General features: G+C 46.4%; 27 protein-coding genes. 20 read left to right on the top strand and 7 right to left on the bottom strand.

What is annotated here, in order from left to right; all coding sequences use genetic code 11:
* Positions 1-190 precede the first annotated feature (190 nt).
* The 6 genes from LLG09_04245 (at position 191) to LLG09_04220 (ending at position 5,000) form a co-directional block, all read left to right on the top strand.
* On the top strand, positions 191-1,069 hold the full coding sequence (locus tag LLG09_04245; protein MCE5196324.1) for a zinc ABC transporter substrate-binding protein: 879 nt from the start codon (positions 191-193) through the stop codon (positions 1,067-1,069).
* Positions 1,066-1,839 (top strand): ABC transporter ATP-binding protein, encoded by a 774-nt coding sequence (locus LLG09_04240; GenBank protein MCE5196323.1) that lies wholly within the window; start codon positions 1,066-1,068, stop codon positions 1,837-1,839. The genes LLG09_04245 and LLG09_04240 overlap by 4 nt, the downstream gene beginning before the upstream one ends.
* Positions 1,832-2,668, top strand: a complete 837-nt coding sequence (locus tag LLG09_04235; GenBank protein MCE5196322.1) for a metal ABC transporter permease — start codon at positions 1,832-1,834, stop codon at positions 2,666-2,668. The genes LLG09_04240 and LLG09_04235 overlap by 8 nt, the downstream gene beginning before the upstream one ends.
* A 28-nt stretch (positions 2,669-2,696) precedes the next feature.
* Entirely contained in the window at positions 2,697-3,143 is a 447-nt protein-coding gene (locus LLG09_04230; GenBank protein ID MCE5196321.1) for a transcriptional repressor, read from the top strand.
* A gap of 160 nt (positions 3,144-3,303) precedes the next feature.
* Positions 3,304-3,618 (top strand): rubrerythrin, encoded by a 315-nt coding sequence (locus LLG09_04225; protein MCE5196320.1) that lies wholly within the window; start codon positions 3,304-3,306, stop codon positions 3,616-3,618.
* A 671-nt stretch (positions 3,619-4,289) separates the two neighbouring features.
* Positions 4,290-5,000 (top strand): hypothetical protein, encoded by a 711-nt coding sequence (locus LLG09_04220; protein MCE5196319.1) that lies wholly within the window; start codon positions 4,290-4,292, stop codon positions 4,998-5,000.
* 79 nt (positions 5,001-5,079) lie between these two features.
* On the opposite strand, the gene LLG09_04215 is transcribed toward LLG09_04220, so the two are convergent.
* Positions 5,080-6,258 (bottom strand): YgeY family selenium metabolism-linked hydrolase, encoded by a 1,179-nt coding sequence (locus LLG09_04215; GenBank protein MCE5196318.1) that lies wholly within the window; start codon positions 6,256-6,258, stop codon positions 5,080-5,082.
* A 583-nt stretch (positions 6,259-6,841) separates the two neighbouring features.
* On the opposite strand from LLG09_04215, the gene LLG09_04210 reads away from it, so the two are divergent.
* From LLG09_04210 to LLG09_04200, 3 genes are all read left to right on the top strand, one after another.
* Positions 6,842-7,138, top strand: coding sequence for a hypothetical protein (locus LLG09_04210; GenBank protein ID MCE5196317.1), 297 nt, complete (start codon positions 6,842-6,844; stop codon positions 7,136-7,138).
* Positions 7,139-7,284: 146 nt separating this feature from the next.
* Positions 7,285-7,500 (top strand): hypothetical protein, encoded by a 216-nt coding sequence (locus tag LLG09_04205; protein MCE5196316.1) that lies wholly within the window; start codon positions 7,285-7,287, stop codon positions 7,498-7,500.
* A 146-nt stretch (positions 7,501-7,646) separates the two neighbouring features.
* Positions 7,647-8,567: a carbon-nitrogen hydrolase family protein gene (locus LLG09_04200; GenBank protein ID MCE5196315.1), complete on the top strand. Its 921-nt coding sequence runs from the start codon at positions 7,647-7,649 to the stop codon at positions 8,565-8,567.
* An 89-nt stretch (positions 8,568-8,656) separates the two neighbouring features.
* Here the strand turns inward: LLG09_04200 and LLG09_04195 are convergent, their stop codons facing one another.
* The 4 genes from LLG09_04195 to LLG09_04180 are packed head-to-tail and all read right to left on the bottom strand — an operon-like array spanning position 8,657 to position 11,647.
* Complete coding sequence (locus LLG09_04195; protein ID MCE5196314.1) at positions 8,657-9,316, bottom strand: hypothetical protein; 660 nt, start codon at positions 9,314-9,316, stop codon at positions 8,657-8,659.
* An 11-nt stretch (positions 9,317-9,327) separates the two neighbouring features.
* Positions 9,328-10,167 (bottom strand): hypothetical protein, encoded by an 840-nt coding sequence (locus tag LLG09_04190; GenBank protein MCE5196313.1) that lies wholly within the window; start codon positions 10,165-10,167, stop codon positions 9,328-9,330.
* 12 nt (positions 10,168-10,179) lie between these two features.
* Positions 10,180-10,806: a hypothetical protein gene (locus LLG09_04185; protein ID MCE5196312.1), complete on the bottom strand. Its 627-nt coding sequence runs from the start codon at positions 10,804-10,806 to the stop codon at positions 10,180-10,182.
* Positions 10,807-10,819: 13 nt separating this feature from the next.
* Positions 10,820-11,647 carry a hypothetical protein gene (locus LLG09_04180; GenBank protein ID MCE5196311.1) on the bottom strand — a complete coding sequence of 276 codons (828 nt, stop codon included), beginning with the start codon at positions 11,645-11,647 and terminating at the stop codon, positions 10,820-10,822.
* Positions 11,648-12,367: 720 nt separating this feature from the next.
* Here LLG09_04180 and LLG09_04175 point away from each other — a divergent pair.
* From LLG09_04175 to LLG09_04135, 9 genes are all read left to right on the top strand, one after another.
* Positions 12,368-13,891, top strand: a complete 1,524-nt coding sequence (locus LLG09_04175) for a DUF4118 domain-containing protein (protein MCE5196310.1) — start codon at positions 12,368-12,370, stop codon at positions 13,889-13,891.
* On the top strand, positions 13,884-14,582 hold the full coding sequence (locus LLG09_04170; GenBank protein ID MCE5196309.1) for a response regulator transcription factor: 699 nt from the start codon (positions 13,884-13,886) through the stop codon (positions 14,580-14,582). Before LLG09_04175 ends, LLG09_04170 begins: the two co-directional genes overlap by 8 nt.
* A 213-nt stretch (positions 14,583-14,795) precedes the next feature.
* Complete coding sequence (locus LLG09_04165) at positions 14,796-15,203, top strand: hypothetical protein (GenBank protein ID MCE5196308.1); 408 nt, start codon at positions 14,796-14,798, stop codon at positions 15,201-15,203.
* Positions 15,200-15,655, top strand: coding sequence for an NAD-binding protein (locus tag LLG09_04160; protein MCE5196307.1), 456 nt, complete (start codon positions 15,200-15,202; stop codon positions 15,653-15,655). The genes LLG09_04165 and LLG09_04160 overlap by 4 nt, the downstream gene beginning before the upstream one ends.
* Positions 15,652-16,344 carry an NAD-binding protein gene (locus tag LLG09_04155; GenBank protein MCE5196306.1) on the top strand — a complete coding sequence of 231 codons (693 nt, stop codon included), beginning with the start codon at positions 15,652-15,654 and terminating at the stop codon, positions 16,342-16,344. Before LLG09_04160 ends, LLG09_04155 begins: the two co-directional genes overlap by 4 nt.
* Complete coding sequence (locus tag LLG09_04150) at positions 16,341-16,976, top strand: NAD-binding protein (protein ID MCE5196305.1); 636 nt, start codon at positions 16,341-16,343, stop codon at positions 16,974-16,976. The genes LLG09_04155 and LLG09_04150 overlap by 4 nt, the downstream gene beginning before the upstream one ends.
* A 13-nt stretch (positions 16,977-16,989) precedes the next feature.
* The gene (locus LLG09_04145) at positions 16,990-17,634 is read left to right on the top strand and encodes a TrkA family potassium uptake protein (GenBank protein ID MCE5196304.1); all 645 of its coding nucleotides are present in this window, start codon (positions 16,990-16,992) and stop codon (positions 17,632-17,634) included.
* A 130-nt stretch (positions 17,635-17,764) separates the two neighbouring features.
* Positions 17,765-19,303: a TrkH family potassium uptake protein gene (locus LLG09_04140; protein ID MCE5196303.1), complete on the top strand. Its 1,539-nt coding sequence runs from the start codon at positions 17,765-17,767 to the stop codon at positions 19,301-19,303.
* Positions 19,279-19,797, top strand: a complete 519-nt coding sequence (locus LLG09_04135) for a hypothetical protein (protein ID MCE5196302.1) — start codon at positions 19,279-19,281, stop codon at positions 19,795-19,797. Before LLG09_04140 ends, LLG09_04135 begins: the two co-directional genes overlap by 25 nt.
* Before the next feature lie 65 nt (positions 19,798-19,862).
* On the opposite strand, the gene LLG09_04130 is transcribed toward LLG09_04135, so the two are convergent.
* Together LLG09_04130 and LLG09_04125 are read right to left on the bottom strand one after the other, a co-directional pair.
* Positions 19,863-21,134, bottom strand: a complete 1,272-nt coding sequence (locus tag LLG09_04130) for a hemolysin family protein (GenBank protein ID MCE5196301.1) — start codon at positions 21,132-21,134, stop codon at positions 19,863-19,865.
* A 54-nt stretch (positions 21,135-21,188) separates the two neighbouring features.
* Positions 21,189-22,475, bottom strand: coding sequence for a hemolysin family protein (locus LLG09_04125; protein ID MCE5196300.1), 1,287 nt, complete (start codon positions 22,473-22,475; stop codon positions 21,189-21,191).
* 489 nt (positions 22,476-22,964) lie between these two features.
* Between LLG09_04125 and LLG09_04120 the strand changes: the two genes are divergently transcribed.
* Together LLG09_04120 and LLG09_04115 are read left to right on the top strand one after the other, a co-directional pair.
* Positions 22,965-24,143, top strand: coding sequence for a coenzyme F420-0:L-glutamate ligase (locus LLG09_04120; GenBank protein ID MCE5196299.1), 1,179 nt, complete (start codon positions 22,965-22,967; stop codon positions 24,141-24,143).
* A gap of 396 nt (positions 24,144-24,539) precedes the next feature.
* A partial coding sequence (locus LLG09_04115; protein ID MCE5196298.1) for a hypothetical protein occupies positions 24,540-26,600 on the top strand: 2,061 nt, incomplete at its 3' end.

Here is a 26,600-nt window from a genome sequence, read left to right as displayed (position 1 = left end):
TTTTTCGGTCACGCCGGCTGCCGGTTTTAAAAAAACCGGCAGCCGGCGTCTGCTTTTTGTTTTTCAGCAATTTTCCATTGACTTTTTCGTACCTGGTACAGCTTGCCTTTTTTTCAACTGTGTAGTATAATTAATAAATGCAAATGAGACGCGTTTGCGTTTAGAATTGTTCCGGGGGAGAGAAAGAAAAATGAATCATTGTTTCAAAAGCAAAGCAAGGCTGAGCGGTCTAGTCATCATGCTTTTTCTGGTGTTGGCAGGATGCAACACGATGCCAAAACCAACAAAGGTTGTTGACGGTAAATTGAAAGTCGCGGTCAGTATTGTGCCGGAGCAAACGTTTGTCAAGGCGGTTTGCGGCGATTTTGTGGATATCATTACGATGATCCCACCCGGCAGCAGTCCGGAAACTTATGAACCCACTCCGCAGCAAATGCAGGAATTCAGTCAAGCCAGTCTTTATTTTTCGATTGGTGTGCCGACCGAAGCGGCAAGTATTTTACCCAATGCACAAGACCTCAAAGTGGTTGCTTTGGCGACAGCAGCAGCCGCAGTTTATCCCGATCGGATGTTTGCCACGGGTGAACGTGACCCGCATATCTGGTTGTCCCCCCGCCGGGTTGTGATCATGATTGAAACAATTGCGCGGGAAGTCAGCGGGCTTGATCCGGCGCATCAAGCTGTTTACCAAAGCAATGCGCAAAGCTATATCAGGGAATTGCAGGCATTGGATCAGAAAATCAGCGCTGCGGTGGAAAAGATGCAAGCGAAGAAATTCATCGTTTACCATCCTGCTTTTGGCTATCTTGCAGAAGATTATGGTCTCACCATGTATGCTCTGGAAGAAGAAGGCAAAGAAGCCACGGCGAAGCATCTGCAGGAAATGGTGGATCTTGCAAAGCGGGAAAAAATCAAAGTTATTTTCTATCAGGAAGAGATTGACAGTCGGCAATCCGAAGCGTTTGCCGAGGAAATTGGCGGTACGACGAGGAAACTGGCGCCTTTGGCGGCCGATTATCTGAAAAATCTCGAGAGTATGGCGGAAGCGATTGCGGGGGTTACCAATTGAGCACAGCAGTTCATATCGAGAATTTAACGGTCTATTACGGGGAAACACCGGCGGTCACCGAGATTAACCTGGATGTGGAAGAGGGGGAATATCTCGGCATCATCGGACCGAACGGCGGCGGAAAATCGACGCTTTTGAGAGCAATACTCGGCTTGATTCCCATCACCAGCGGTGAAATAACAATTTATGGCAAAAAAATAGCACAGAACAGATCATTGGTCAGTTTTGTGCCGCAATTTTCTGCGATCGATAAATTATTTCCCATCACGCTGCGCGAGGTGGTTTTATTCGGCAAGCTGAAAGCCGAATTGAAGCCTTTTTTCCGGTACAGTAAGCAGGATAAAATGGAAGTGGAGGCACTTTTAGAGAAAGTCGGTATTTACGAACTGGCAAATCGCCAGATCACGGAATTATCCGGCGGCGAATTTCAAAAGATGCTGATTGCGCGGGCGCTGGCGGTCAAACCGAAGCTTTTGCTGCTGGATGAACCGACTGCCAGCGTGGATACGAATTCCAGCAGTCAGATTTACAGCTTGCTGGCCGATTTAAATCGAAATATGACGATTATTTTGGTGACGCATGATCTGCTCGCGGTTTCTTCGCAGGTGCATCGGCTGGCTTGTCTGAATAATCGTTTGGTTTATCACGGCGAGCCGGAATTGACCGAAGGGGTGGTCAATACCATGTATGGCTGCCCGGTGGATTTGATTGCGCATGGCGTACCGCACCGGATGCTGAAAGAGCATCAAGAGGGTTTCAAAAATGATTAATGCAATTTTACACTATCAATTTATGCAGAATGCCGCAATGGCTGGCATTCTGGCCAGTATCGTATGCGGAATCATTGGTGTGATCATTGTGGAGAAAAAACTGGTGATGATGAGCGGTGGCATTGCCCATACGGCTTACGGTGGGGTGGGTTTGGGTTATCTGCTGGGATTTGAACCGATTCTTGGCGCCTTTTTCTTTGCCGTTTGTGCTGCTTTTGGCATCGGTTATATCAATCGAAAAGGCGGAGCGCGTGCCGACATCATCATCGGCTTGTTTTGGTCGCTGGGTATGGCGCTCGGGATCTTGTTTATTGCCCTGATGCCCGGTTATCCGCCGGATCTCAACTCCTATTTGTTCGGGAATATCCTCTCCGTCACCAAGTCGGATTTACGCTTAACCGCTGTCGCTGCCGCTTTGGTTACGCTGATTGTAATGCTGTTCTATCATCACTGGAAAGCTTATTTGTTTGATGAACAATTTGCTTCCATCCTTGGAGTAAAGACAACCTGGCTGGAATATTTGCTGCTGATCCTGGTTGCCCTGAGCGTGGTCGTGCTGATTCGGGTGGTCGGCATTATTCTTGTGCTGGCCTTGCTGACGGCACCTGCGGCAACGGCAGGATTGCTGACTCAACAGCTGCATCAGCGTATGCTGTATGCGGTTTTGCTTGGCACGGTCTTTTGTCTTGCCGGTTTATATTTATCGTATCAGTGGAATATTGCTTCCGGCGCGGTGATTGTGATCCTGTCGGTTTCCTGTTATTTTCTGGTCTATATGATCCGGTCTGCCCGCGAGAGATGGCAGCGCCGCCGCATGGCGGTGCAGTAAATCCATCGCAGCGACAAAGGGAGAGCAAATGCAAAATAAGGATTACAACGAGGAATTAAAAAAAAGCGGACTGAAAAGCACGAAGCAGCGCGCGGCGATTCTTGAAATACTGAAAAAAAGTGAGCGGCCAATCACTGCCGAACAAGTTTATATTGAGTTGAAGGAAAAAAACATTCCCGCCAATTTATCAACGATTTACCGTAATTTTGCTTATTTGTGTGAAAAAGAATTGGTCAATAAATTGGCAATGACAGGAGAAAACAGCACTTTATATGAGATCAATCGGCTGGTGCATCGGCATTACCTCGTTTGTCTTGGCTGCAAAAAAGTCTTGGCAATTGAGGATTGTCCCTTGCAGCGTTATGAAGAGCTTCTGGCAGAAGAAACGAATTTCGTGATCACCGGTCATAAATTGGATATTTATGGTTATTGTGCCGAGTGTCAAAAAAAAGGCTGCCTGCCGGCGGAAGAATAAAAAAATCTTGACATAAGCTGTAATTAATTTATAATAAACATAGATGCTGGGAAAGATCCGGAGAGATTTGCAACGATCTTGAAAGAAAGTAGTAAGCATCTGTTCCCATTGAGTTCAATACCGGTTTGGTCTTGTCCATTAAAAGAGGAGGTGTTTTCCAGTGCCTGATTTTGGTCAACCGTTTTCCGGTCTCGCCAGGAAACAAATGCTCAGCAAAGAAGAATTGATTCGGGCAGTACGCTTCGTGGTTGCGTCAGAGTATGAGGCGATTCAGCTCTATCTGCAATTGGCAGAATCCACCGACAATGAACTGGCCATCGAAGTGCTAAAAGATGTTGCCGATGAAGAGAAAGTCCATGCAGGCGAATTCCTCAGACTGCTGAAAGAATTGGCTCCCGACGAAGAGAAATTCTATGCTGAAGGTGCAAAAGAAGTCGAAACAGAAATCACCAAATTAAAACAGAAAAAGGCTTAAAATAAAGGGGCTGCAGCAAAACGAGAAATTGCTGCAGCTTCTTTTCCAATCAAAAACTATTTGGCAAGCAGGAAAACAACCTGCCCGCCATCTTCCTGGGGCCGATATCACTGACATCATAGCCGAGCACATTGTGCATCCGGATAAACCGGACCCTCCGTTTGCTCGAAAGAAACACGCACCGGCATGCCCACGCTGACCCCGGAGATGTCGTTTTCGTCGATATTTGTTTTGATTGTCATTTGCGACAGATCGGCAATCGTCCTGACGGCGGTGCCGGATCCGGTGAGTGTTTCTTTCGTGGTTATGGCACTATCGAAAGATTCGCACCATTTTACCGGCCGGCAGGCAGATGGAATACGGTATTGATGCAACCTGCAAAACGCTTTTGAACAAGGTTTCAAGGTGATTATTCCGGAAAGCCGCCATACAACTTATCACAAGCTAATCTTTTCCACTAAGAGCCGGTTTGGTTTGATCATACAGACATCGGTATCATTTTGCGCAAACTCTGCCGCTGATGGCTGCAATTGGCTTACCGCAAAAACCATAAACAAGCAGAACCGCTGCCACAGGCTGACGATTTTTGCTGGCTCAGCTTTTGAGGGGGAGGATGTGTCGGGATTCATGCCGAAAGGTGAGGGAAACAATATGGCTGGGAGGAACACGGTTTGAGCAGAACGATACCAGGACTTTTGATCGCATTTTTTGGCGCATTTATTTGTGTGATGGATATTTTTGCGGTTATCAACAGCGGCTTTGATCTGACTTGTCTGATGGGTTTTCTGATGGGCGGCGGCATCTTATATTTTGGCCTTTTCCTGGCGACCTGGGAAGCCCGGCAGCGCAAAGCGGATCGGAAAATATCGGAAGAATATCGCCGGAATTTCGTTCGCAAGATGCAGAGCGAAGGTTTTCTGCCGCTGCCGGCGCTTGCTTTCCAGAAGAATGAATTTGGTCAGGATAAGTATGCGGTCTATTTTAAACCGGACGATTCAAAATTAAAACTCGTTGTCAATAAAGGTTTCGGCAAACCGCAGGAGCTCGATATTGATCAGGGTGTCTTGTCTGATCTGGTCTGCTCTGCGGTTTTGCGATATAAAAATGGCGGCACTCTCAAGTTGGAGTTGGAAGGAGCATCGCTTGGCGAGCAGCTTGCTGCCAAGTTATCTTCCGAAGCCGGCAAAAACCGTTATTTGATTGTGCAGCTGGCAATTTGCCTGAATTGGAGTTCCGGTGAGACGCTGAGCCTGACGATACTGGAAAATTGCCGGAATGATGCCGCTCAGGTTGCAGAAGCTTGTGCATTCCTCGGTTTTTGGCAGCATGAATTGATCGAGAGAGGCTTTTTTGCTCAACAGAGTAATCGTCAAGCAGAGTAATCACGCTAACAAGCAAACAGGACAACTGTCTCGAAGCGAGAGGCCGTCGTCCCGTTTGTTATATCTAGGACAGACGATATCAGAGCTTTTTGATGATCTGCAGATACATCCTGCAGGCGTCGTTGATTTGACTGATCTCACAGTTTTCATCTCGCATGTGCGCTAGTTTATAATCGCCGGGACCAAAGCCGATGGTTGGAATGCCCATGCCAACCGGTGTGATGGCATTGGTACCGAAATCCCAGTACTCATACTGAGTTGGCAGACTGCCGAAGACCGATTGATAAGCTTGCCGGCAAACGCGTGTCAGTTCGTGAGCTGTATCAATTCGCCAGGGGTTATGCATGGGCTGATAGACCAGCTTGGCACCTGTCCAGGTGGTGTGACGGAGCGTGCCGACTTGCCAGGAGGCATTTTTTCCGCTGATCAGCTGCCGCATTTCCGCTTCCACCTGATCTAAGGTTTCTCCCCAGGGCAGACGGCGATCCAGGTAAATACTGCATTCGCTGGGGACAGCATTGAGCGAGGCGCTGACGCAGGAGATATCGGATAAAACGATCGTACCGTGCGGCGCAGGCACAGCCGACAATTTTTGATTCAGCGCTTCGACGCGCTGAATGATTTCTGCCATTTCATAAACCGCGTTGATGCCTTTTTCCGGCGCTGACCCATGGGCAGAGACGCCGTGGGTTGTGATGCGCAGCTGCGCTTTCCCTTTATGGCCCAGACAAATCAGGTTATTCGAAGGTTCGCAGATAATGACATAATCCGGTTTCAGCCCGAATTGCTGATAGAAGTGTTTCAGATTCTCCCCGTCGCAGTATTCTTCACAGATACTGCCGGTGACATAGACCGTCTTATTTTCCAGGTATCCCAATTGTTTGGCGAAAGCTGCCGCGTAGACAGAAGCGCCCAGAGCGGATTTCATGTCGACGGAACCGCGGCCATAGAGCCGGCCGTCGACGATTTTACCGCTGAAGGGAGCGACCTGCCATTGTTCGGCATCCATGACTTGCACGGTATCCAAATGAGAATCAAAATGGATGATTTTCTGACCGCTGCCGATGCGTCCCACCACATTGCCGACCGCGTCAATCAATACTTCTTCATATCCAAGCCTCTCCATCTGCCGCAGCAGGAAATGAGCAAACTCAGCTTCCTGATCGGAATAGCTTTTGATTTGGACGGACTTTTGGATGAATTCGATCATATCAGGAATATTTTGGCATAAGAGTGTTTCCATAGCGGAATCGTTCATTGTCTGTTCCTCCTTCTGGGTGCATTATCATTGGTAAAAGTCTTCGCTTGGATAGCTAAAAAACGCCAGGGGATGGCAAACGCAAAGCGCCAGGATGATACTGCTTTCACGAAAAAGGAAATCCCTATGCGGAAATTCAGCCTGACAGCCAAGCGGGCAAACCTGCCGGATCTCATCTTGCAGCTGATCGCTATCGGTTTTGTGCTAAGCAAGAGCGACTTCATGCGTCTGCTGCGGCTGGGCTGTTCAATTGAACGGTGAAAAAATCCCAATGCAGGATCCTTCTTTGCTTTTAGCTGATCGGGACGTTGTCAAAATCGGAAAAAAAGAGATACATCGGAATCCGGCTTTAGCCCGGACTGAAGAATCAGATTCAAGTGTCAGCTTCTGACTGTATTTCTATGCTGGCGGCCTGGCTTCCTCTCTTTTTTGCCTGGATCCAATGATTTTCTGCCGATAAAGAGAAAAAATCCGGCAATCAAAGCCATTGATCGTATGCCTTTTTGTCTTGGCGCTAAAATCTTGATAAGTCACTGTGACTGTGCTATAGTTCGGAGACAGCAAAACGCCGCTCTCTGCCTTAATCATTACCAGTATCGTTAATATCAGCCTGAATCTGATTTTTGTGCTGGGATTTCAGGCGGCAATCGCCGGTTCGGCCCGGGCAACTGTATTGTCACAGATGCTTTCCGCCTTCCTTTTACTTCTGGCGACGCGTAAAATGCTGCGGGACTTTCTATTTCAACCCTCCCGCGCTGCGATTGATTTGCTGATTTTTCCGGGAAGGCCTAAGGCTCAGCCTGCCGCGTGTTCTGCTTTCTTTTCTTTCCTCCGGCGGCAGCCTGCTGCTGCAGAATGTCCGCAACGGATTGGGTTATGATGCGGTCACCGCGGTCACGACTGCTTATAAAATCGACACACTGATTGTCCTGCCGGCAACCAATATTGCTGCGGCTGTGACAATTTTACCGGCCAAAGCTTAGGTGCCGCCGACCGTCAGCGAGCGGAAGAAGGATTAAAGAAGTATTGCTGGCTTATCTGCAGGTCTGTAAGGATGTGATTTTTGTTTCTTCTTGCGCCATTGCAGCTTTGTTTATGCGGGTGGGGCTCTCCTATCTGTTGGTGGATCGTTTGGGTTTCGATGTGATCGCGGTGGTGGAAATGGCAAGTTGGGTATTTGCCGCATGCCTTGCTGCCTGGCGTTATCGGATGATGAAAAAGGGAACAAGCAACCAATTCTAAGTCAGACCGGAGAACGGTCTGCAAAACAGGCAGCTCGAATGAACCAGCCTGCGGTGTTTTCTTGCTGCTGTCGCTGCGTTGAGTTGCGGTAAAGAATTAATTCTTGGCTGTTAGGGACTGTATCAAAGAAAGGGAGGCTGTGAAAGATGGAAAGAAGATTGAAAATAGCAGTGATTCAGGAAGCGCCGGTGCTGTTTTGCCTGGCAAAGACAATGGAAAAGACAATTCAGCTCAGCCGTGAGGCTGCCGCCGGCGGAGCGAAACTGGTTGTTTTTCCGGAAAGTTTCATTCCCTGCTATCCGAGAGGACTGAGCTTCGGTATGGTGATCGGCAGTCGGACCAGCGAAGCCAGAGAAGACTTCCAGAGATACTATGAGAATGCAGTAGCGGTACCCGGCCCGGATGTAGACAGATTGGCTGAACTTGCCAAAGAACTGCAGGTTTATCTCTCCATCGGCGTGACCGAAAAGAATGGCAACGGGCTGGATGGCACGCTTTATTGCAGTAATTTATTCTTTGGTCCCGAGGGTTATTTAGGCCGGCACAGAAAGTTGAAACCGACGGCCGGGGAACGGGTCATTTGGGGTGAGGATGACGGATCAACCATGACGGTAATCGAGACACCCTACGGTAAAATGGGTTCTCTGATCTGCTGGGAGAATTATATGCCTTTGGCCAGAATGGCCATGTATCTGAAAGGTGTCAACCTTTATATCGTGCCAACTGCCGACCAAAGAGAAGTCTATCAGGCGACCTTGCGGCATATCGCCTTCGAAGGCAGATGTTTTGTGATTGCCGGCAATCAATATGTGGAAAAATCGATGTATCCCACCGATCTGAAATATTACAAGGATCTCGCAAGCCAACCGGAAGTGATGTGCCGGGGCGGCAGCTGCATCATCAACCCTTACGGTGAGTATGTGGCGGGACCTTTATTTGATCGGGCCGGCATTCTTACCGCTGAAGTTGATCTGGATCAAATCAGCCAGTCTAAATTCGACTGGGACCCGACCGGACATTACAACCGTCCGGAGCTGTTCCAATTCAAAGTGAATGAGCTTCGCTAGACAAAATAAAAGAGCACCGATGGCAGACAGTTCATTTGCCATCGGTGCTCTTTTGATTCAGACTGTTTGTGCCTGGCCGCGGCTTGCCGTTACAGCAAACCCAGCCAATCGGAAAATAAGAACTGCAGCCGACCCAAGAAGAGAGAAACACGGCTCATTAAGGTAGAGCCAAAGGAATATCCGAAAGCGATCATCATAAAAGCACGGGCCAGTTGACTTGCTTTGACCATTGGTCCCTTCATCTCAACACTAAAGAAAAAATAGACCATGGTCAAGATCAGAGCGACAATGAAAATGAGATTATTCAAGGAAGACAGGAAATTAAACCCGCCCTGCTCAATGACCCAGATATCCTTAAAGGAACTGGTAATGTTTGAGAATAGAGGCATCGCCGTACGAATTGTCAGTGCATAGCCCGCATTATAGCCCAGCCATAACGCCATCGGGATGCGGGAAATCCAAGTTAATTTTTTAATAGGCTGGAAGTAGATCATCAGACCGATTGCAATTGCCAGCAATTCCCACCATTGACCTTTTTGAATCATGTTGACTTGGATGCCGGGTTTGATCGTATTGGCAAAAGTAGTCACTATGCCATGCGCCGAGGCAGCGCCTACAAAGATGTGTTCGCATATTCGATACACAGGATTCTCTTTATACAAGATACTCAAAATTCCTAAAGTCAGCATTGCTCCTAAAAATGTACCAAAAGGCTTCAACGAGTTGATAATTTCATTGGAGACGGTCATAATCTCACCTCCTAAATTTTGTAACCTTTGCGTTTACCAATAATATAGGCGATATTTCCGACGAGCATCAGCAGAATGATTGTTAAATGCGCCAGACCCTGGGAATCCATACCTTTGGTAGCGGTACCTGGCAGGCCGGCAAGCGTTTCCACCTGGGCTGCTCCGCTCATACCGGCTACTACGCCTTGCAAAAGATCTGCGTCATATTTGACTAATTGGTTCGGCTGTTCGACGCCGGTAACACAAGCGATGATTGTGTTTACTTCACCCTGAGCGCGCCAGACAGCAATATAGTCGTCGGTTCCGGGACTGCCGCAGTCGAAAGCAACCACAAGATCGATGTCACTCGCTTTTTTAAAGAATTTCATAATAGGCATTTCCGATAAAACATTACCTTCCTGATCCCGATCGGACATCGCATCAATGATACTGGAACGGACTTTTTCCATCGTGGAGTTGAAACTGGGTCGATAACCAAAGATCACGTAATCCTCACCGGAAACGGCGCCTTTTTCGGCAAACACGTCTTTCAGCCAAAGAGAAGCGAGCGTACAGCCATCCGCCCAGGAAGAAGCAATATAGATATGATGACCTCTGTCCAGAGACATACTGACAAGCGTAGTCAGCATTGGTTTTAATTCGGACATTTGCGAAGCTGAATATTCACAGCCATACCAAACAACAGAACCTTCGGGCAATTGATCTACGATATCAAATGCATCCTGAGTATAAGTGTTAATATTGATTGGTAAACCTAAGGTAAAAAACATCGGTATCGCCATCGCCAAAAACAGAATCAGATAAATAATGCGGCGATCCAAATTGTTCATTTTTCGAATGAAGTTTTCCATAACGATACCCCCTTACTCATTGCCTAAATGGCCGCGTTCGATACCGATTAATGTGCGCATACTCTGAGTCAAGGCGCCAAGAGTCAGACCAATTGACATCGCGCGCAATACGGATGTATTGATGATTGAGCCAATCCAACTGGATAAATCAGGAAAACCAGACCAAATTGCTTCACCGACGGGGACGGCTCCAAGCATTACGACGACTGAAGTGAGCAAGAGCAAAGTGGAATCTAAACTGCGAACACGGAATGACCGGTAAGCAGCAGAACCAATATAGAAGGCCAAAACGGAATACATGGTTGCACTCAAGTTCTGCAGAATGTTATTGTAGAGGAATAAATATAAGTTACTGGAGTTGTGTTTGGCCATAAAGAGGCCGACAAAGAGAAAAATAAAAAATGTGACGAGCATTATGATACTGTAACCGTAATTTGCCCGTTTTACTCGAATACGGCGACCGTGAATCCGTATAATATTCAAAGCACCTAAACCGATGGCCCAGGCTGTGGAAACAGTGACGGCGCGCGTCAGATAATTCTGCACAAAATTATATAAAAATTCAATATTGAGGTAGGACTGCAGAATCATAATTGCGCCGGTTATAAAAGTAATCGCGACTGGTAATGCTTTATGCATTTATCATCCCTCCTCAATATAATGTAAGCAGATCGTTGATCAGCCTGCTGCCAAAGCTGGAGAACAGAATACCAAGTATGATAATGATCACCAATCCGCGCTTGATATAATCCTGCACCAGTAAAGTTGCGGTTTTCACGCGGTCCTGGGATAGATAGGCGCTGGCTACATAGAGTTCCTCCGCAAGCAGAGTATAATCGCAGGCCGCAATAAAGAAAGGAGTCTGTACGTTGTTGCTGGTGGCGGCTATTTGGATCGCCCCAATTTGCGTACCGGCTTCGGCAAAAATGAGAGATTCCGCCAGAAAGTTTCCGACCATGATATTGGCAGCAACCAGATCCCGCTGAATAATACCAACAGTACCGGTAGCATAAGCAAATTGCTCTTCGGATAAGAAACGCACATCGTCCTGCCGAAACATATCCGGCTTACCACCTTCGATATAAGCTTGCCGAACAACTTCTTCCGCCACCGGCAAGACGACCGCATAGCGCATGACCGTAATGATTCGTGTGTCATAGCGTACGATCCGTTTGGCAACATACCCCAATACAGCAAGAGAGGCAAAGGTAGGAGCGGAGAAACTATTCATACCCAGGTTATAGAGTACCGGTTTACCCATTTCCGTGGCCCGGCCGATTGCTTCGTCGATAGCATCCAGACCGGCTACCCGACGCAATTTCGGCATCGCTTCATTACTTTGGGCTTTCCTGATCATGATTGCGAGTAAGACGGAAAAAACAATAAAAAAAATGAAAGTTGTCAGGCCTAAGTTGTTGGAAGGATCAGTGTTCAGCCATGAACCGAAAATTGCTTTGATTGAGGTTTTTAAAGCAGCCACTTATGATTCACCTACTTTCTAAAAATAAGGATAGAAACCGCGTTCCGGCCTCGAATTTGCCGATTTTATCAGGCAGAGCCGATCGTGAAGTGCGTTCATATTATTTTCATAGATTCGTCACCTCCTATTAATACGCAGTATAGCAATACTTCAATTAAATGTCAATTGAACCGGAAAACAACAGCGTTCAACACGAAAATATTTATACAGAATAAAATGAAGAATGCTGATTATTATAAAATACAAATATTTAATAAATATTAAGCGTTGCTCTTAATTTTATTTTTATAGAATGCTACAAGATAAATCAATTTTCATAAAATTAAAAAATTCTTAAGTATTGATTACTGAGCTGTTTACTAATTTTTTCCCATTTATACTGAGAAAGACATTGATATTGACATTGAAATAATTTTTTCCGCTATCTTACAGCTGAAGGGGCATTGTTTCTGAGCCAATTTTCAGCAAAGCAAGTGCATGCCGTGCCCGGAAGGCACATCAGCCGACTATTTTGCCGCTCTCCTGATCTGAATCAGTGGATTGTCTCAAGCAGGAATCGCTTGCCCCAAACGTGATTGCGCGCAATGGCAGCAAAGAGGAAATACCAATTGACGCTGCGCCGATATGAGAATATAATCAGGTTAATCCAGAAAATAAACGGCGGACAGAAAGTCCGGTTTTTTCCAGCGGTGATTCTTATGGCAGGATGAGGGCGATTGTATGGCTGCGCAGCAGAAAAATTATCAAGATTTCAGCAATGTGCTTTATATTGGTGCCTATCTGACCCTGGCTTCCCTGGTCGGTTATTTGTTTCGCTATATCCATTTTTCGGAAACGAATATCATTATGGTTTATCTGCTGGCGGTTTTATTGACAGCACGTCAAACCAGCGGTTATGCCTCTGGTATTTTGGCGGCAATCATCGCAACCTTTGCTTTCAATTATTTCTTCACGGCCCCTTATTTTACCTTAGCCGTTTACGATCCGAACTACCTGATTACTTTTACTGTTTTTATTATCACGGCAATAATTACCAGTGCCTTGACATCTCATGTAAAGCAAAGCGCAATCAAAGCAAACGAAAAAGAAGCAGAAACAAAAGCGCTTTACCTGCTCACAGACCATTTGACGGATGCGGAAAATATGCATGAGATTGCTGAAATCGCCGTGAAAATCATCAGCGATGTCATGCAGTGTCAGGCAGGTTGTCTGTGCTTTGATGAAAATGGTCTGCCGGAGAAGAAATTCGTACAGCAGATTTCTCAAGACGAACATATCGACCGCGAGGTTGCCGACCCGGAAGATTTGAGGCACCGAATCGAAGGGCTGCAGACAGATAATGTCAGCGGTAAGGAATTTCATGATTGGTTGATCTTTGGCCGGGATACTGTACTTGGTTTGATCCGTATTCCTGAAAAACGGGCGACAGATCTGACGGAAGCGCAGACACGCTTACTTCGCTCCATGACAGAAAGTATCGCTTTGGCTATGGATCGGTATCGTTCGGCGCAGCAGAAGCAGAAATACAGAGAAGAGACGGTCCAGGAACGCTACCGCGGCAATTTGCTGAGAGCGATTTCTCATGATTTACGCACTCCGCTTTCGGGGATCATGGGTACCGCCGAAATGTTGATGGATATGTCGAACGCAAACGATCCCCGGCATAATTTGGCGAAAGTGATTTATAATGATGCGGATTGGCTGTATTCTTTGGTGGAAAACATCCTGAGCCTTACTCGTTTACAGGAAGGCAAATTGATTCTGAAAAAACAGCTTGAGGCTGTCGAGGAAGTGATAGGAGCAGCGGTACAGCATATTAAGCAGCATGCTCCGGAATATGAAATAACCGTAAAAATTCCGGAGGAACTTTTACTTGTTCCCATGGATGCGAAATTAATCGAACAGGTTTTGATCAATTTATTGGATAATGCCGTAAAACACACGGCAAAAGGGAACGAAATCCAGATCACGGTTTTTCAGAATAGCGCCGCTAAAGAAGCAGTATTTTCCGTGGCGGACCGCGGCGAAGGGATTGCGCCCAGCGATTTGCCTTATGTTTTTCAGATGTTTTACATTTCACAAACAAAACAGGCGGATGGGCAGCATGGAATTGGCTTAGGTCTCTCCATTTGCGATGCGATTGTCAAAGCACATGGAGGAACGATTGAAGTTCATAACCGTTCTGACGGAATCGGAGCGGAATTTATTTTTTCTTTACCGCTGGAGGTCAATCAAGATGGATGATTTAGGAGCAAGAATTCTTGTAGTGGAAGACGACACCCAGATCCGCAATTTTATCTGCTATGCGCTGCACAGTGAAGGTTATCACTATTTCAGTGAACACACCGCGCAGGGAGCCTTGAGTATTCTCATTTCCGAACCGGTAGACTTGATGCTGCTCGACCTTGGTTTGCCTGACTTTGACGGCATGGAGGTGATAAAAAAATTACGTGAATGGTCTGAAATACCGATTATTGTGATCTCAGCGCGGGATCAGGATAAAGAAAAAGCCGCCGCACTTGATCTGGGGGCGGATGATTATTTAACAAAACCTTTTTCTGCAACCGAACTCTTGGCTCGTATTCGGGTCGCTTTGCGTCATTTATATCAGCAAAATAAGAACCAACCGCGCAACTGTTATCAAATTGGCGACTTGCGCATCGAATTGGACAAACATTTGGTATTTTTAAAGGAAATTGAGATGCATACCACCCCAATGGAATATAATCTTTTAGCATTATTCTTTAAAAACGCCGGAAAAGTCTTAACGACCGGTTTTATTATCAAGGAAATTTGGGGACCAGAATATGGCAGCGATACGCAGGCTTTAAGAACGCTGATGGCGGGGTTGAGAAGAAAAATCGAAACCGATCCGGCCAAACCACGCTATATTATGACAGAAGTCGGTGTCGGTTACAGGCTGGTGTCTGAATGAGAATCAACGGAAAACCGCTTTGAGTGCAAATTCAAAGCGGTTTTGTTCTGTACAAAGCCAAATTCCCACAGCATCCTCACAATAAAAACACCACTCTCACACCATTCTCACAGCAAATTTGTTACTATTATGTTAACAAACAAGCGTATCGGAAAGCCGCAAACGGCGTATGTAAGCGCTTTTTCTGAGATAAGATATTTGGAGGCAAGAAAAATGGAAAACGAGTATGAGGATGAAGAAAGGCGGAATCGGAAAGTTCTGTGTGATTCCTTTCGTGATTTGAGCGAAAGGCTGAATTATACAGCCTGCGAACGCCTGCTTCGTTCCGCCATGGCAGAATATCCGCATTCTCCCGTTCCGCATAACCTGATGGGAGTGCTATTGGAATATCAGAATAACCATCCCGCAGCGATGAAGCATTTCCGGGCGGCCTGGGCGCTCGACCCTACCTATCTGCCGGCTAGGCTGAATTTAGAGCATTACAGCAGTTTGATTCTGCGCGGACCTTATCTGATTGATGAAGGGGATTGTATGGCAGCAGAAACCAGAGATCCTTACAAAATTGAATATGATGAGCATGGTATTGGCCATGTTTTAAAAAGGCAAGGTGAACCGGATTGAGAAACCAGGGAGTAAAAATAACCAAACAAGATTTCACGATTATCGTCGGCTGCGGTTGTCTGGGAGCCTGCTTTGCCAACGCTTTAGCAGAAAGGGGAAGAAGAGTTTTGGTTTTGGATCGGGAAGCAAGATCGTTGCTGAAATTAGCGCCGACCTATAGCGGAGCAACGGCGGTTGGCGATGGCACCGACCTCGATCTACTGCGTGAGATCGGAATGGAACAAGCCACTTTTGTTTTGGCTTCCACCGACAGTGATACGGCGAATTTAATGATTGCTCAGATGGCAAAAGAAATTTTCCGCATAGAACAAGTGATTGCGAAACTAAACGAATTGGAGTTTGCTGAGGTTTATCAGGAATTCGGAATCAAAACCATAGCTCCCGGCGCATTGACAGCCGCGGCACTGATTCGCTTGTTGGATGATCCTGAAAAGGAGCGGGTAATTGAATGAAAAGGGCATTCTTAATTGGCGGATTGCGTAAGGCACAGTTTCTTGCTCATTTTCTCCTCGGAAAAGGTTATTCTGTCACAGCGGTCAATCTCAGTTATCAGGATTGCCTAAAGCTTACCGAAATTGATCATCTGCTCGTTGTGAATGGGGACGGCACAAAACCCTGCATTCTGCAGCAGGCAAATGTTGCTGACGCGGATTTGGCGATTGCTCTCACCCCCAAGGATGAGGATAATCTTGTCATTTGTGAATTGTGCAAGAGAGTATTTCATGTCAAAAATACGGCAGCTATCGTCCATGACCAAAACCAAATCAGCTTTTTTACGAAAACAGGTATCGATTCAGTGATTTGTTCCGATGGCGCAGTGACGGACCGGATCATACAACAAGTGGCAATCAACGATAGTGCGACACTGATACCGGTTATTGACGGCCGGATCAATCTAGTGAAGGTAAATGTTCTGCCTGATTCACCGATTACCGGTAAGAGGTTATGGGAAATCAGTCTGCCAAAAGAAGTGATGATCAGCTGCATTCTTCGAGCGGAAGAAAATTTCATTCCCCGGGGCGATGCGCGGATTTTGGCAGGTGATATTCTGCTACTGATTGCCTCTGCTGATCAGGAAGCAGAGATAATTAAAATTTTGACCGGTGCGGCGTTGCCGTCAGCAAAAGGAGGATCCGTATGAACATTATCATTGTTGGCTGTGATTTGCTGGGCAGTATTTTAGCCAATAATCTGTCCGATGTTGGGCATAATGTTTCTGTGGTTGATCGAGCCAGTGAGCGGCTGAATGTACTGGGCAGCGGGTTCAATGGCGTAAAAATTAAAGGAATCGAATATGATTATGAAATTTTAACAGAAGCTGGCATTCACGAGGCAGACATCCTGTTAGCCGTAACAGCAGATGAAAACATCAATATTACGGTATCTCTGATCGCGAAAGAGGTTTATCGGGTTCCCAGAATCATTGCCCGGATTGTGAATCCAAACAGAAAATACATTTATGATAATCTGCAGATCGAAACCATCAACCCGATCCAATTGGAACTGGATATTCTGGAAGTTAAGCTAGCCTTACAGCGGGGAGCCTCTTTGTTTGATTTAAATGCGGAATATGAAATCATCGATGCGGCCGTCAGGCACACCAAACGGATCGCCGTGCGCGAAATTGAAGAAGAGTACCACTGTATCGTTTCTGCAATCGGGGAGGGAAACACAATTCTTCTGCCAGAAAAAACTGAGTTCGCAGAACACGGGCAAAGGATTATCTGCACGATCAGAAAAAAAGATCGGGAACGTTTGCTGGCAGCACTTTAAAGGAGCGTCATCCATGAAATCAATTGTAATTGGCGGCGGCAAAGTAGGCTATTATTTGGTTAAGACGTTGAAAGAAAGAAAATACGATGTGACATTGATCGAGAAAAATCAAGATGTTTGCCGTACCATCGCCGAGGATGTCGATATTTCTGTTATCTGCGGAGACGGCACAGATCTTGATGTCTTAAAAGATGCCGGAATTGAGCAAGCAGAAGTGATTGCAGCCGTAACAGGTACGGATGAGGTCAATTTAGTCATCTGTAAAATAGCCAAAAGCAGTTTTCAGATTGCTGAAGCGATCACAAGAGTCAATAATCCCAAAAATATTCCGATGTTTAAAGCGTTGGGAGCGGATAAAACAGTCTGCAGCACAGAAGTCATCGCCAATTTAATTGAATACGAGTTTGATAAAGGCAATTTCAAAATCGTACACGTTTTGGAGCGGGGTACCATGATTCTGGCTGAGATTAAAATCGAGAAAAGCAACAGCTGGTGCGATCAATTGGTCAAGGACTTAGTCTTACCCGACGAGTGTGTTTTGATTTCAATCCTGCGGGAGGAAAAGGTCATCTATCCCAGAGGCAATACACGCATTTTAGAATCGGATAATATCCTGATCATTGCCAATAAAGCAAGCTTAGCGGAACTAAAAAAATGATTTGGAACAGGAGCTCATCCAATGCATGAGATGAAAAAGGATTTTATTGGGTTGGCATTTGAATTGTTATTTGTGGGTGGATTCACTGCATTTTTATTTCTTTCCCTAGCAATCGTAATGAGGTAAGATCATGGTCCATTCTAACGTTAAGTATCCGGATGGCAAAATCATCTGCTATTATAGCGGTTATATCACAATTGGTTTTGCGTTGTTAATGTTAATTCCGCTTTCGGTGGCTTTCCTTTTTCACGAACTGAACCCCGTGCTCGATTTTCTGATCAGCATTGCCATTACAATCAGTATCGGCTTGTCGCTTGTGCTGATTGGCCGGGAGGCCCGTGAAAAAAAGCTGTATGTGCAGTGGAAGCATGGCTTTGTCGTGGCTTCATTGTCCTGGCTGATCGCCATGGTGTCAGGCGCCATACCCTATTTTTTGAGCGGTCATACCGGCTCTTTCCTGGATGCCTGTTTTGATGTCATGAGCGGGCTGACCACCTCCGGTTTATTATTGATACAGGATTTGGATCATCTGTCTTTAGGGTTGAATCTCTGGCGCCACCTGTTAACCTTTGCGGGCGGACAGGGCATTGTGGTGCTGGCGCTTTCATTTTTGGTCAAAGAGACCGGCGGAGCTTATAAGTTTTATGTGGGAGAAGCAAAAGACATTGAATTGGTTCCCAATGTCAAAGGTACTGCGAGAATTATCTGGAAAATCAGCCTGGTCTATCTTGCCATCGGAACCTTGTTGTTATGGATCGATGGCATGCTGATCGGCTTGCAGCCGGTCTCCGCCTTTTTTCACGGGCTTTTTATCTTTGCCTCTTCCTGGAGTACCGGTGGATTTGCGCCGAATTCACAGAATATTATGTACTACCACAGTTTGTCTTACGAAACGCTTACGATCTGCTTTTTTATCCTGGGTTCCTTCAATTTCGGCCTGCATTATGCAGTCTGGCAAGGTAACAAAAAGGAATTGATCAGAAATATCGAAACACAGGTTTTTTTAATGGTAGCTTTTTTTGCCTCGCTTGCCGCGGTAATCGGCTTAGCGAAGTTCAATGTTTATACGGATGCGGTCTCGATGTTCCGACGGGTTGTTTACAGTATTTTATCGGCTCAGACCACAACCGGCTTAAGCAACGTCTACGCCAGACAATTTGCTTTGGAATGGGGAGATTTCGGTATCCTGATTATGGTCATCGTAATGTTGATCGGCGGTTCGTCCTGTTCGACGGCCGGTGGTTTCAAAGGGCTGCGGGTTGGCGTGGTAATCAAGGGTTTTTTTGCGGATATTCGCAAAATGCTGGCACCGGAACGAAACATTCGAATCTATAAATTCCATCATATTAAGGACTATGTTCTGGAGGACAGGGTGGTGAAAGCTTCCGCTTTGATTATTCTGTGCTATATCGGATTATTCACCATTGGCACCGCTTTGGGTACCTGTTATGGTTATCCTTTGGCGGATTCCGCCTTCGAAGCTGCTTCCGTAACCGGTAATGTAGGCCTGACCATCGGGATTACGGCACCCGGTATGCCTGTTTTGATGAAAATCTATTATATTCTGGCGATGTATCTGGGCAGACTGGAATTTTTGTCTGTTTTTGGCATGATTGGATATTTCATCGGGGGTATGAAAAAGCTATGCGCAAAGGCAAGAAAAGCGTAATTTTCCTGGGTGTTCTCTTTCTTTTTCTGGTGATGACTGCCTCAACCTGCTATGCTGCTTCCACCGTCACCATCAGTCAATTGATTGAAGATACTGCAAATTATGAAAATAAAATCGTGACGATTGAAGGCGAAGTAATCGGCGAAGCATTGGAGAGAGGAGAATTTGCCTGGATTAATCTCAATGATCAGACCGGCGCAATTGGTGTCTGGCTGAAACGCAGCGATACGGAACAATTGCTCTATTACGGGGACTATGGTCACCGGGGAGATCAGGTCAAAATTAGCGGCAGATTTTCCAGGGCATGCACAGAACACGGCGGGGATTTTGATATCCATGCCGATCAAATGAACGTTGTGAGAAAAGGCTGGGTCGTCAGTGAAAAGATCTCCTCGCAAAAAATTATGCTCACCCTGCTGTTGCTGCTGCTGACCGGTGTTTTATGGGCGGTTTACAAGCGAACACAGAAAAAAGCAAAGACAACCGTCAGCTGATGATGATCAGTCCGCCAACGAGCAAACAAGCCGGCAGCGTTTTTTTTGTGCTGCCGGCTTATACTCTAATATTCTCTTTTTTTCTGCGGCGGATCAACTTTGACCAAAACCTGAATGATGCGGTGCTCCTGTATTTTATCCACAGTGACCGTCAGATTTTTGTATGTAAACGAATCGCCCGGATTGGGAAAACCGTTGAGCATTTCAATCGCCCAGCCGCCGACTGTGGTATAATCGCTCTCAAAATCACGGTCATCCAGGTCAAAATATTCCAGAAAATCATAGATGCTGATGTCGGCATCGACTTCGTGAATATTTTCTCCGACATCGGTGAATTCTTGCACAATTTCGTCCGATTCGTCCCAGATTTCACCCACCAGCTGTTCCAAAACATCTTCCATGGTGACCACGCCCAGCGTGCCGCCGTATTCATCGGTTACAATCGCCATATGCATCTTGCGTCGTTTCAATTCGGCTAAAACAGCAGGCAATTTCATGGATTTATGAATAAAACAGACATCCATCAGCAGATCACGTAAGGAAAACTCTTTGGTGTCGACCACCTGCTTAAAAAAGTGGTTCAGATAAAGAATGCCGATGATATTATCGATGCTGCCTTCAAAAACCGGGATGCGCGAGTATCTGGAGTGATTGGCCAATTCAATGATGGAATCCAAATCATCATCGATATCAATCGCCAGCATATCAACACGGGGCGTGATAATTTCCTGTGCGGAAATTTCGGAGAATTCGATGGCGGACTGCAGTAAATCGCTGCGTTCTTCATCGATGACCCCTTCGTCTTCAACGGTCTCAATAATAGAAACAAGATCTTCTTCCGTAACGGAAGGTTCTTTTTTCTGATTCGCCCAGGTCCGATTCATGACATCCAGCAATTTCATGACAACAAAGACAAGCGGCGCTGTAATCAGCATCAGAAAGCGCAGAAAAGGGGCAACGGTTAGAGTGAAAGCATCGCAGTGGTCTTTGGCTAAAATTTTTGGTATGATTTCACCAAAAATCAGGATGATAACCGTCATCGCAACCGTTGCGATGGCTGCGCCGGATTCGCCCATCAGCTTGATTGCGATCACGGTTGCAATCGCTGAGGATGCCATGTTCACCAGATTGTTGCCAATCAGGATGGTGGTCAGCGCTTTATCGTAGCGTTCGTATATATAGTAAGCTAATTTTGCCTTTTTATTGCCGCTTTCCGCGGCTTTTTTCATTCGCATTTTATTGGCGGAAGCGAAGGCTATTTCTGATCCGGAAAAGAAAGCCGAAAAGCAAATCAGCACGATTATCAGTAAATAAAGGCCATACGGACTGTCGTCCATAGGAAAATTCACTCCTCTTAAGGTTTAGATGATCAGAGACGAGAGATTTGAGTTTTAGGTTGAAGCGTTCACACGCGCTGCAGCCGGCTGGTCGTTGATCTTCAGCAATAATTTAATGATGCGCTTGTGATCAATTTTCGTGACTGTAACAGTCACACCGTGATATTCAAAGCTGTCGCCTTCCTGAGGTACGTAATTCAAGTTTTCCAATACCCAGGAACCGAGTGTCTTATGCCAAAGCTCTTCTTTATCGTAATTGTTGAAATGCATCAGTTCAAAGGCATCATCCACATCGAAATTGGCGCTTGCTTCAAAACGATTCCCACCCAGCGGCTTAAAATCTTCTAAAACCTCATCGTCTTCATCCCAGATTTCACCGACCAATTCTTCTAAAATATCTTCTACGGTCATAATCCCCAAAGTACCGCCATAGTCATCACTGACGATGGCCATATGCAGTTTTCGGCGGCTCATCTCCTGCAGAAGATCATCTATTTTAGTTGTTTTGGGAACGAAATAGGGAGCATCTAAAATGGAGCGCAGGTTGATGCTATCACCCTGCTTCATATAGAGTTTTAAAAATTTCCTGATTTGTAAAATGCCGATGATATGATCGATCTGACCTTCATAAACAGGCAGCCGTGAAAATTTTACTTCTTTGATGATTTTTAAAATTTCGGCACAACTTGTCTCTACATCCAGCGCAACCACATCCACACGGGAAGTCAAAGCATCCTGCGCTGTCACATCGGCAAATTCCAAAGCGGAGTGAATCAGCTCACTCTTATTTTGTTCCAGGCTGCCTTCTTCTTTGATGGTTTCGATAATATCGTAAAGTTCGTCTTCTGTTACCGTTGGTTCTTCGTCATGATGAAAAAGTTTGGAAACAGCAGTGCTGATGGCGGTGAAGAAAAAGGCAATCGGAGTCAGCACTTTAACCAGCAAATAAAGAGAATCCGATACGTTGAGGGCAAAAGACTCGCTCTGCGCTTTGGCAAGGGTTTTCGGCAGCATTTCACTGATAAAAAAAACAACGACCGTGACAATCAGCGTGCTGGCAGCGACGGATCCTTCTCCCCAGGTTTTTGTGGCAATCAGAGTTGCCAAGCTGGCGCAACCGATATGCATCAGGTTGTTGCCAATCAGCAGGGTAGTGAGGGACTTGTCAAAGTTGTTCAGAATATACATGGCCTTTTTTGCCCGCGGATCTCCGTTTTCCGCATTGTTTTTCATGCGGATTTTATTGAGAGAGGCAAAAGACATTTCTGAACCGGCGAAATAGCCGCCACCCAGAATTAAAAAAAACAGCAGCAAGTAGTAATACCAACTGTCACTACCCATACGGGCTACCACTCTCCTTTATCGATCGGTTCCATCTGCCTGGGTGTAAATAAAATACGCTCGCGGATAAGACCGGCAGGTTTTTGTCAGCCGCTGCTCGCTTTTTTTTGAGACACCAGGACCATTACTTATATATTATAACGCAAAGAGAAGGGGATAGCAAGGCGGAAATAAGACGGTATCTGGCCATTTCCTAGTGAAACTGGCTGTTTACTCCTATCCGGAGACCAGTTTTGCCGGAAACGGAATTTTGTGGACAGAGTCGCAACAATCGTGGGCTGCAGTGCATGATTTCCGGCTACCTGCACAATGGAAGGATAAACAGCGAAAATTATCATTATTCTCCTGGCGGCAAATTTATCGGCCGGTAAAAGAAACGCTTCTGTGCGGACCGGATTTATGATATAATAAAACAACTGTGGTGGTGAAAAAGCACTGCAAAGCGACTCGGTAGGGTGGCGAAACAAAAAAAGAAAGGGTTCGATCACGATGCGATATACAGGCGTCACAGCGCGGGGGATCATTACACCGGTCTTCCAGTCCGGAGACCCTCTGATCGGGATGATTTGTGATAGTATTGGCAAGGCCGCAGAAGAAGAAAATTTCAGCTTGCACGATGGGGATATCCTTGGCGTTACGGAAGCGGTTGTAGCAAGAACACAAGGCAATTACGCCTCCTGTGAGCAGATTGCGGCGGATATTCGCCAGAAACTGGGCGGCAAAGCAATGGGGATCGTGTTTCCCATTCTTTCACGCAATCGATTTGCTATTCTTTTGAAAGCAATCGCAATGTCCTGTGAGAAACTAACTGTCCAGCTTTCCTATCCCAACGATGAAGTCGGCAATCGTTTGATTACTTTGGATGAGCTGGATGAGAAGGGAATCGATCCCTTCACCGGCAATTTTACGGAAACGGAATTCCGTGCTTTATTTAAAAATACGGTGCATCCTTTCACCGGCATCGATTACATTGAATATTATAAGAGCATCAGTGAAAAGATTGAAATTGTGTTTTCCAATGATCCAAGATATATTCTCAAGTTTACCGGGAATGTGCTGAACTGCGATATTCACAGCCGGTTTCGGACGCAAAAGCTGCTGAAAGCAGCCGGCGCGGAACGTTCTTATCGCCTGGATGAGATTTTAACAACAAGCGTCAACGGCAGCGGTTATAATCCCAATTATGGTTTATTGGGCTCCAATAAGGCAACGGAAGACAAAGTAAAACTTTTTCCCAAAGATACCGATCTTTTTGTCAGCGACTTACAGAATGCGCTGGCAAGAACGTTCGGGAAACAAATCGAAGTGCTGGTCTACGGTGACGGCGGTTTCAAAGACCCGGTAGGAGGGATCTGGGAATTGGCTGACCCGGTTATTTCACCTGCTTTTACCAGCCGCCTGAATGGTACGCCCAACGAGCTGAAGATGAAATATTTCGCCGATAATGAATTCAGTCATCTTTCCGGAAGTGCGCTGGCGGAAGCGATGAAGCAGCGAATCAAGCAAAAAGACGTCAGTCTGAAAGGTCAGATGACGTCTCAGGGCACGACTCCCCGGCGTCTGACCGATTTGCTGGGCAGCCTCTGCGATCTGATCAGCGGCAGCGGTGACAGAGGGACCCCGGTAGTATTGATCCAGGGATATTTTACGAATTTCGCTTCGGAATAGCAACAGACCGCTTGCTGATCCAGACCAAACCAGGTTCTATTTGTAACAATCAATGCGATGCGTTCAGCTCACGGCATTGATTGTTTTTTTTTTGCACCAGCCGGTCAACAGACCGGAGCCGCTAAAATTTTTCTTGATATCGGCAGTTTGGAAGAAGGAGTCTTATACATAGATATGTAATATTATTCGCAATGATTGTCACGATTTATGACTTTAAGTTGTCTGAATAGTTAGTATACAGATTTTTCGTTTACGATAATAAACGGCTCACCGGACAATGAATCCAATACTTTCTGCTGCTAAAGCATTTTTATGAAAAAGGAAATGATTGGGATGCGAACAGGGAAAAAAGGCTTCGGTCTATTCTTCAGCAAGCAAAAGAAGGGAGGTGCTTTTATGAAAATAAACAAGAGACTTGGCTTTCGAAAAATATTGGCACTGCTCCTGGTGCTGGCGCAATTAACGGGGTTGACTCCCGGCATGTTGGTCATGGCGCAGGAGACGGCGGCACCCGCACAGGAGGAGTCTGTACAAAAGGACGCGGCTGCGCCTGATGCGACAGTTGCGTTGACGGATTCTTCTCCGGCGGGCACACCGACGGCAGTCACCTCCTACGACACAGTAAACTCACTCCAGTCCTCCCCAGCAGGCACACCGACGGAGAACGAAGCCGATACGGAACCGGTGATTTTAACGGAAAACAGGATGACTCTTCAGGAAACTACACCACCGCCCACTCCCGGCGGCACTGTGCTGACGGCAGGGATGGCTACCGAAGCCAGTCCGCTGACTATCGCCGATCTTAGCAAAACCTTCCAGTTCACAGTCGGAACCGATACCACACAGCCAACCGAGCTATGGTTTAGTTTCACGATCCCGGACGGGATCGCTGACAAGCAATTGACCATCACCGGAGGCAATGGCACTTATAATTCACTTTATTTAAATTCAATGGAAGTATATGACAGCTCTCCGCAATTAGTCCCCGACCAAGTATCGGTTTATGGGAAGCTCTACGCACGAGTCAGCAGTGGAACTTACATCTTAAGGCTACGCTCTTCGGATTCCTATGGTACGGCAAACAATCAGGCTATTCCGGCGATGGATTGGCAGCTGCAGTTCCAATTGCTGACAACAGAGCCCAATGTTTTGGCAGAAGGTTCCGCTACTGATGAATCACCGGCTGTGATCGCTAATATTCAGACGGATTATGCTTATTGTGTCGGTGAGTATAGCGTACAGCCAACAAAAATATGGTTCAGTTTTACGCTTCCGGCAGGAATCGAGAACCGGAATTATGCCATTCGCAATGCCGCCGGCGAGCCTTTTTTCGGATACAGTCAGGATGCAATCAGTTATCTGGCACTCTATGACGGTACAAAACAGCTGCTGACAGAGAATACGGGGGATACTCCGCTTGTTTTTGCTGCTTTGAGCAGCGGTACCTATTATCTTGCTGTGGGAAATCAAATGCTCTGGGGACCGGAAGCCGGCGGTTTCATGGAAATCCAGCCTGCCAGCTGTAAGATCAGCTTCACCCCGGCGCTCGCTTCACCCACTTTAGCAACCGGTTCTCCTGTCAGTGGAAGTTATGCCACAGCGCAAACCGTATTTATCAATGTTCCCTCCGGCACGCAGGTGATTTATTCCAGCAGCAGCGCCAAGCCTTGGGAAGATGCCGCGGCAGCGCTTTATCATGCCGATACCGGTATTACGGTCAGTGAAACGGCGACGCTTCATCTGGCGGCGGTTACTTATGACGGGGAGACCATAACCAGCTACAGTAAACCACTCAGTCTTTTCTATCTGATCAATGAGTATGAACTGACCAGTGTGCGTTCGGAAGTTACACTCGACCCCGACGGAACCAATTATTGGGTGATCGACACGACCGCCACCGGAGCCGGCAATTATGCTTTTTCTTTTGACATGGTCAGCACAGGTTATAGCCAGACGATTCATTGGGGGATTTATAACGCCAGCGGTGAACAAGTCAAATACATTATGGCTGCCCGTTATTATGAAGATACAGAAATCCATGAGGTAATCTATTTGGCTGCCGGCTTCTATTACCTGCGGATCGATTGGCCGGGCTACAGTACCTGTCACCCCAGTATGACGAAAGGCCTGGATATCTCCCCGCTCATCAGTGTGGAGGCGGGCAATTACAAAACGGCACAAACGGTCTTGCTGACCCTGCCGGCCGACGCCCCGGCCGGCGCCGCCATCTATTACAAAATTGATCGCACTTCCTGGGTGGATCCTTACTATGAAGCAAAACTCTATAATGGAAATCCGCTGATGATCCGGGCGGAAGGCACGCTGTATGCCTACATTAAGGACAGCAATGGTCTGGTCGGACCTGTCAGCAGCAAAACCTATACCTTCAACGATACAGAAGGCGCCGAAAGCAAAACCTATAATTCTCTGATTGCTGTGCCTGTTTTTAATCTAGCA

It is taken from the genome of Negativicutes bacterium, assembly GCA_021372785.1.
In the GTDB taxonomy this organism is placed as follows: Bacteria; Bacillota; JAAYKD01; order JAAYKD01; family JAAYKD01; genus JAJFTT01.
This window is presented reverse-complemented; position numbering and strand designations above follow the sequence as displayed.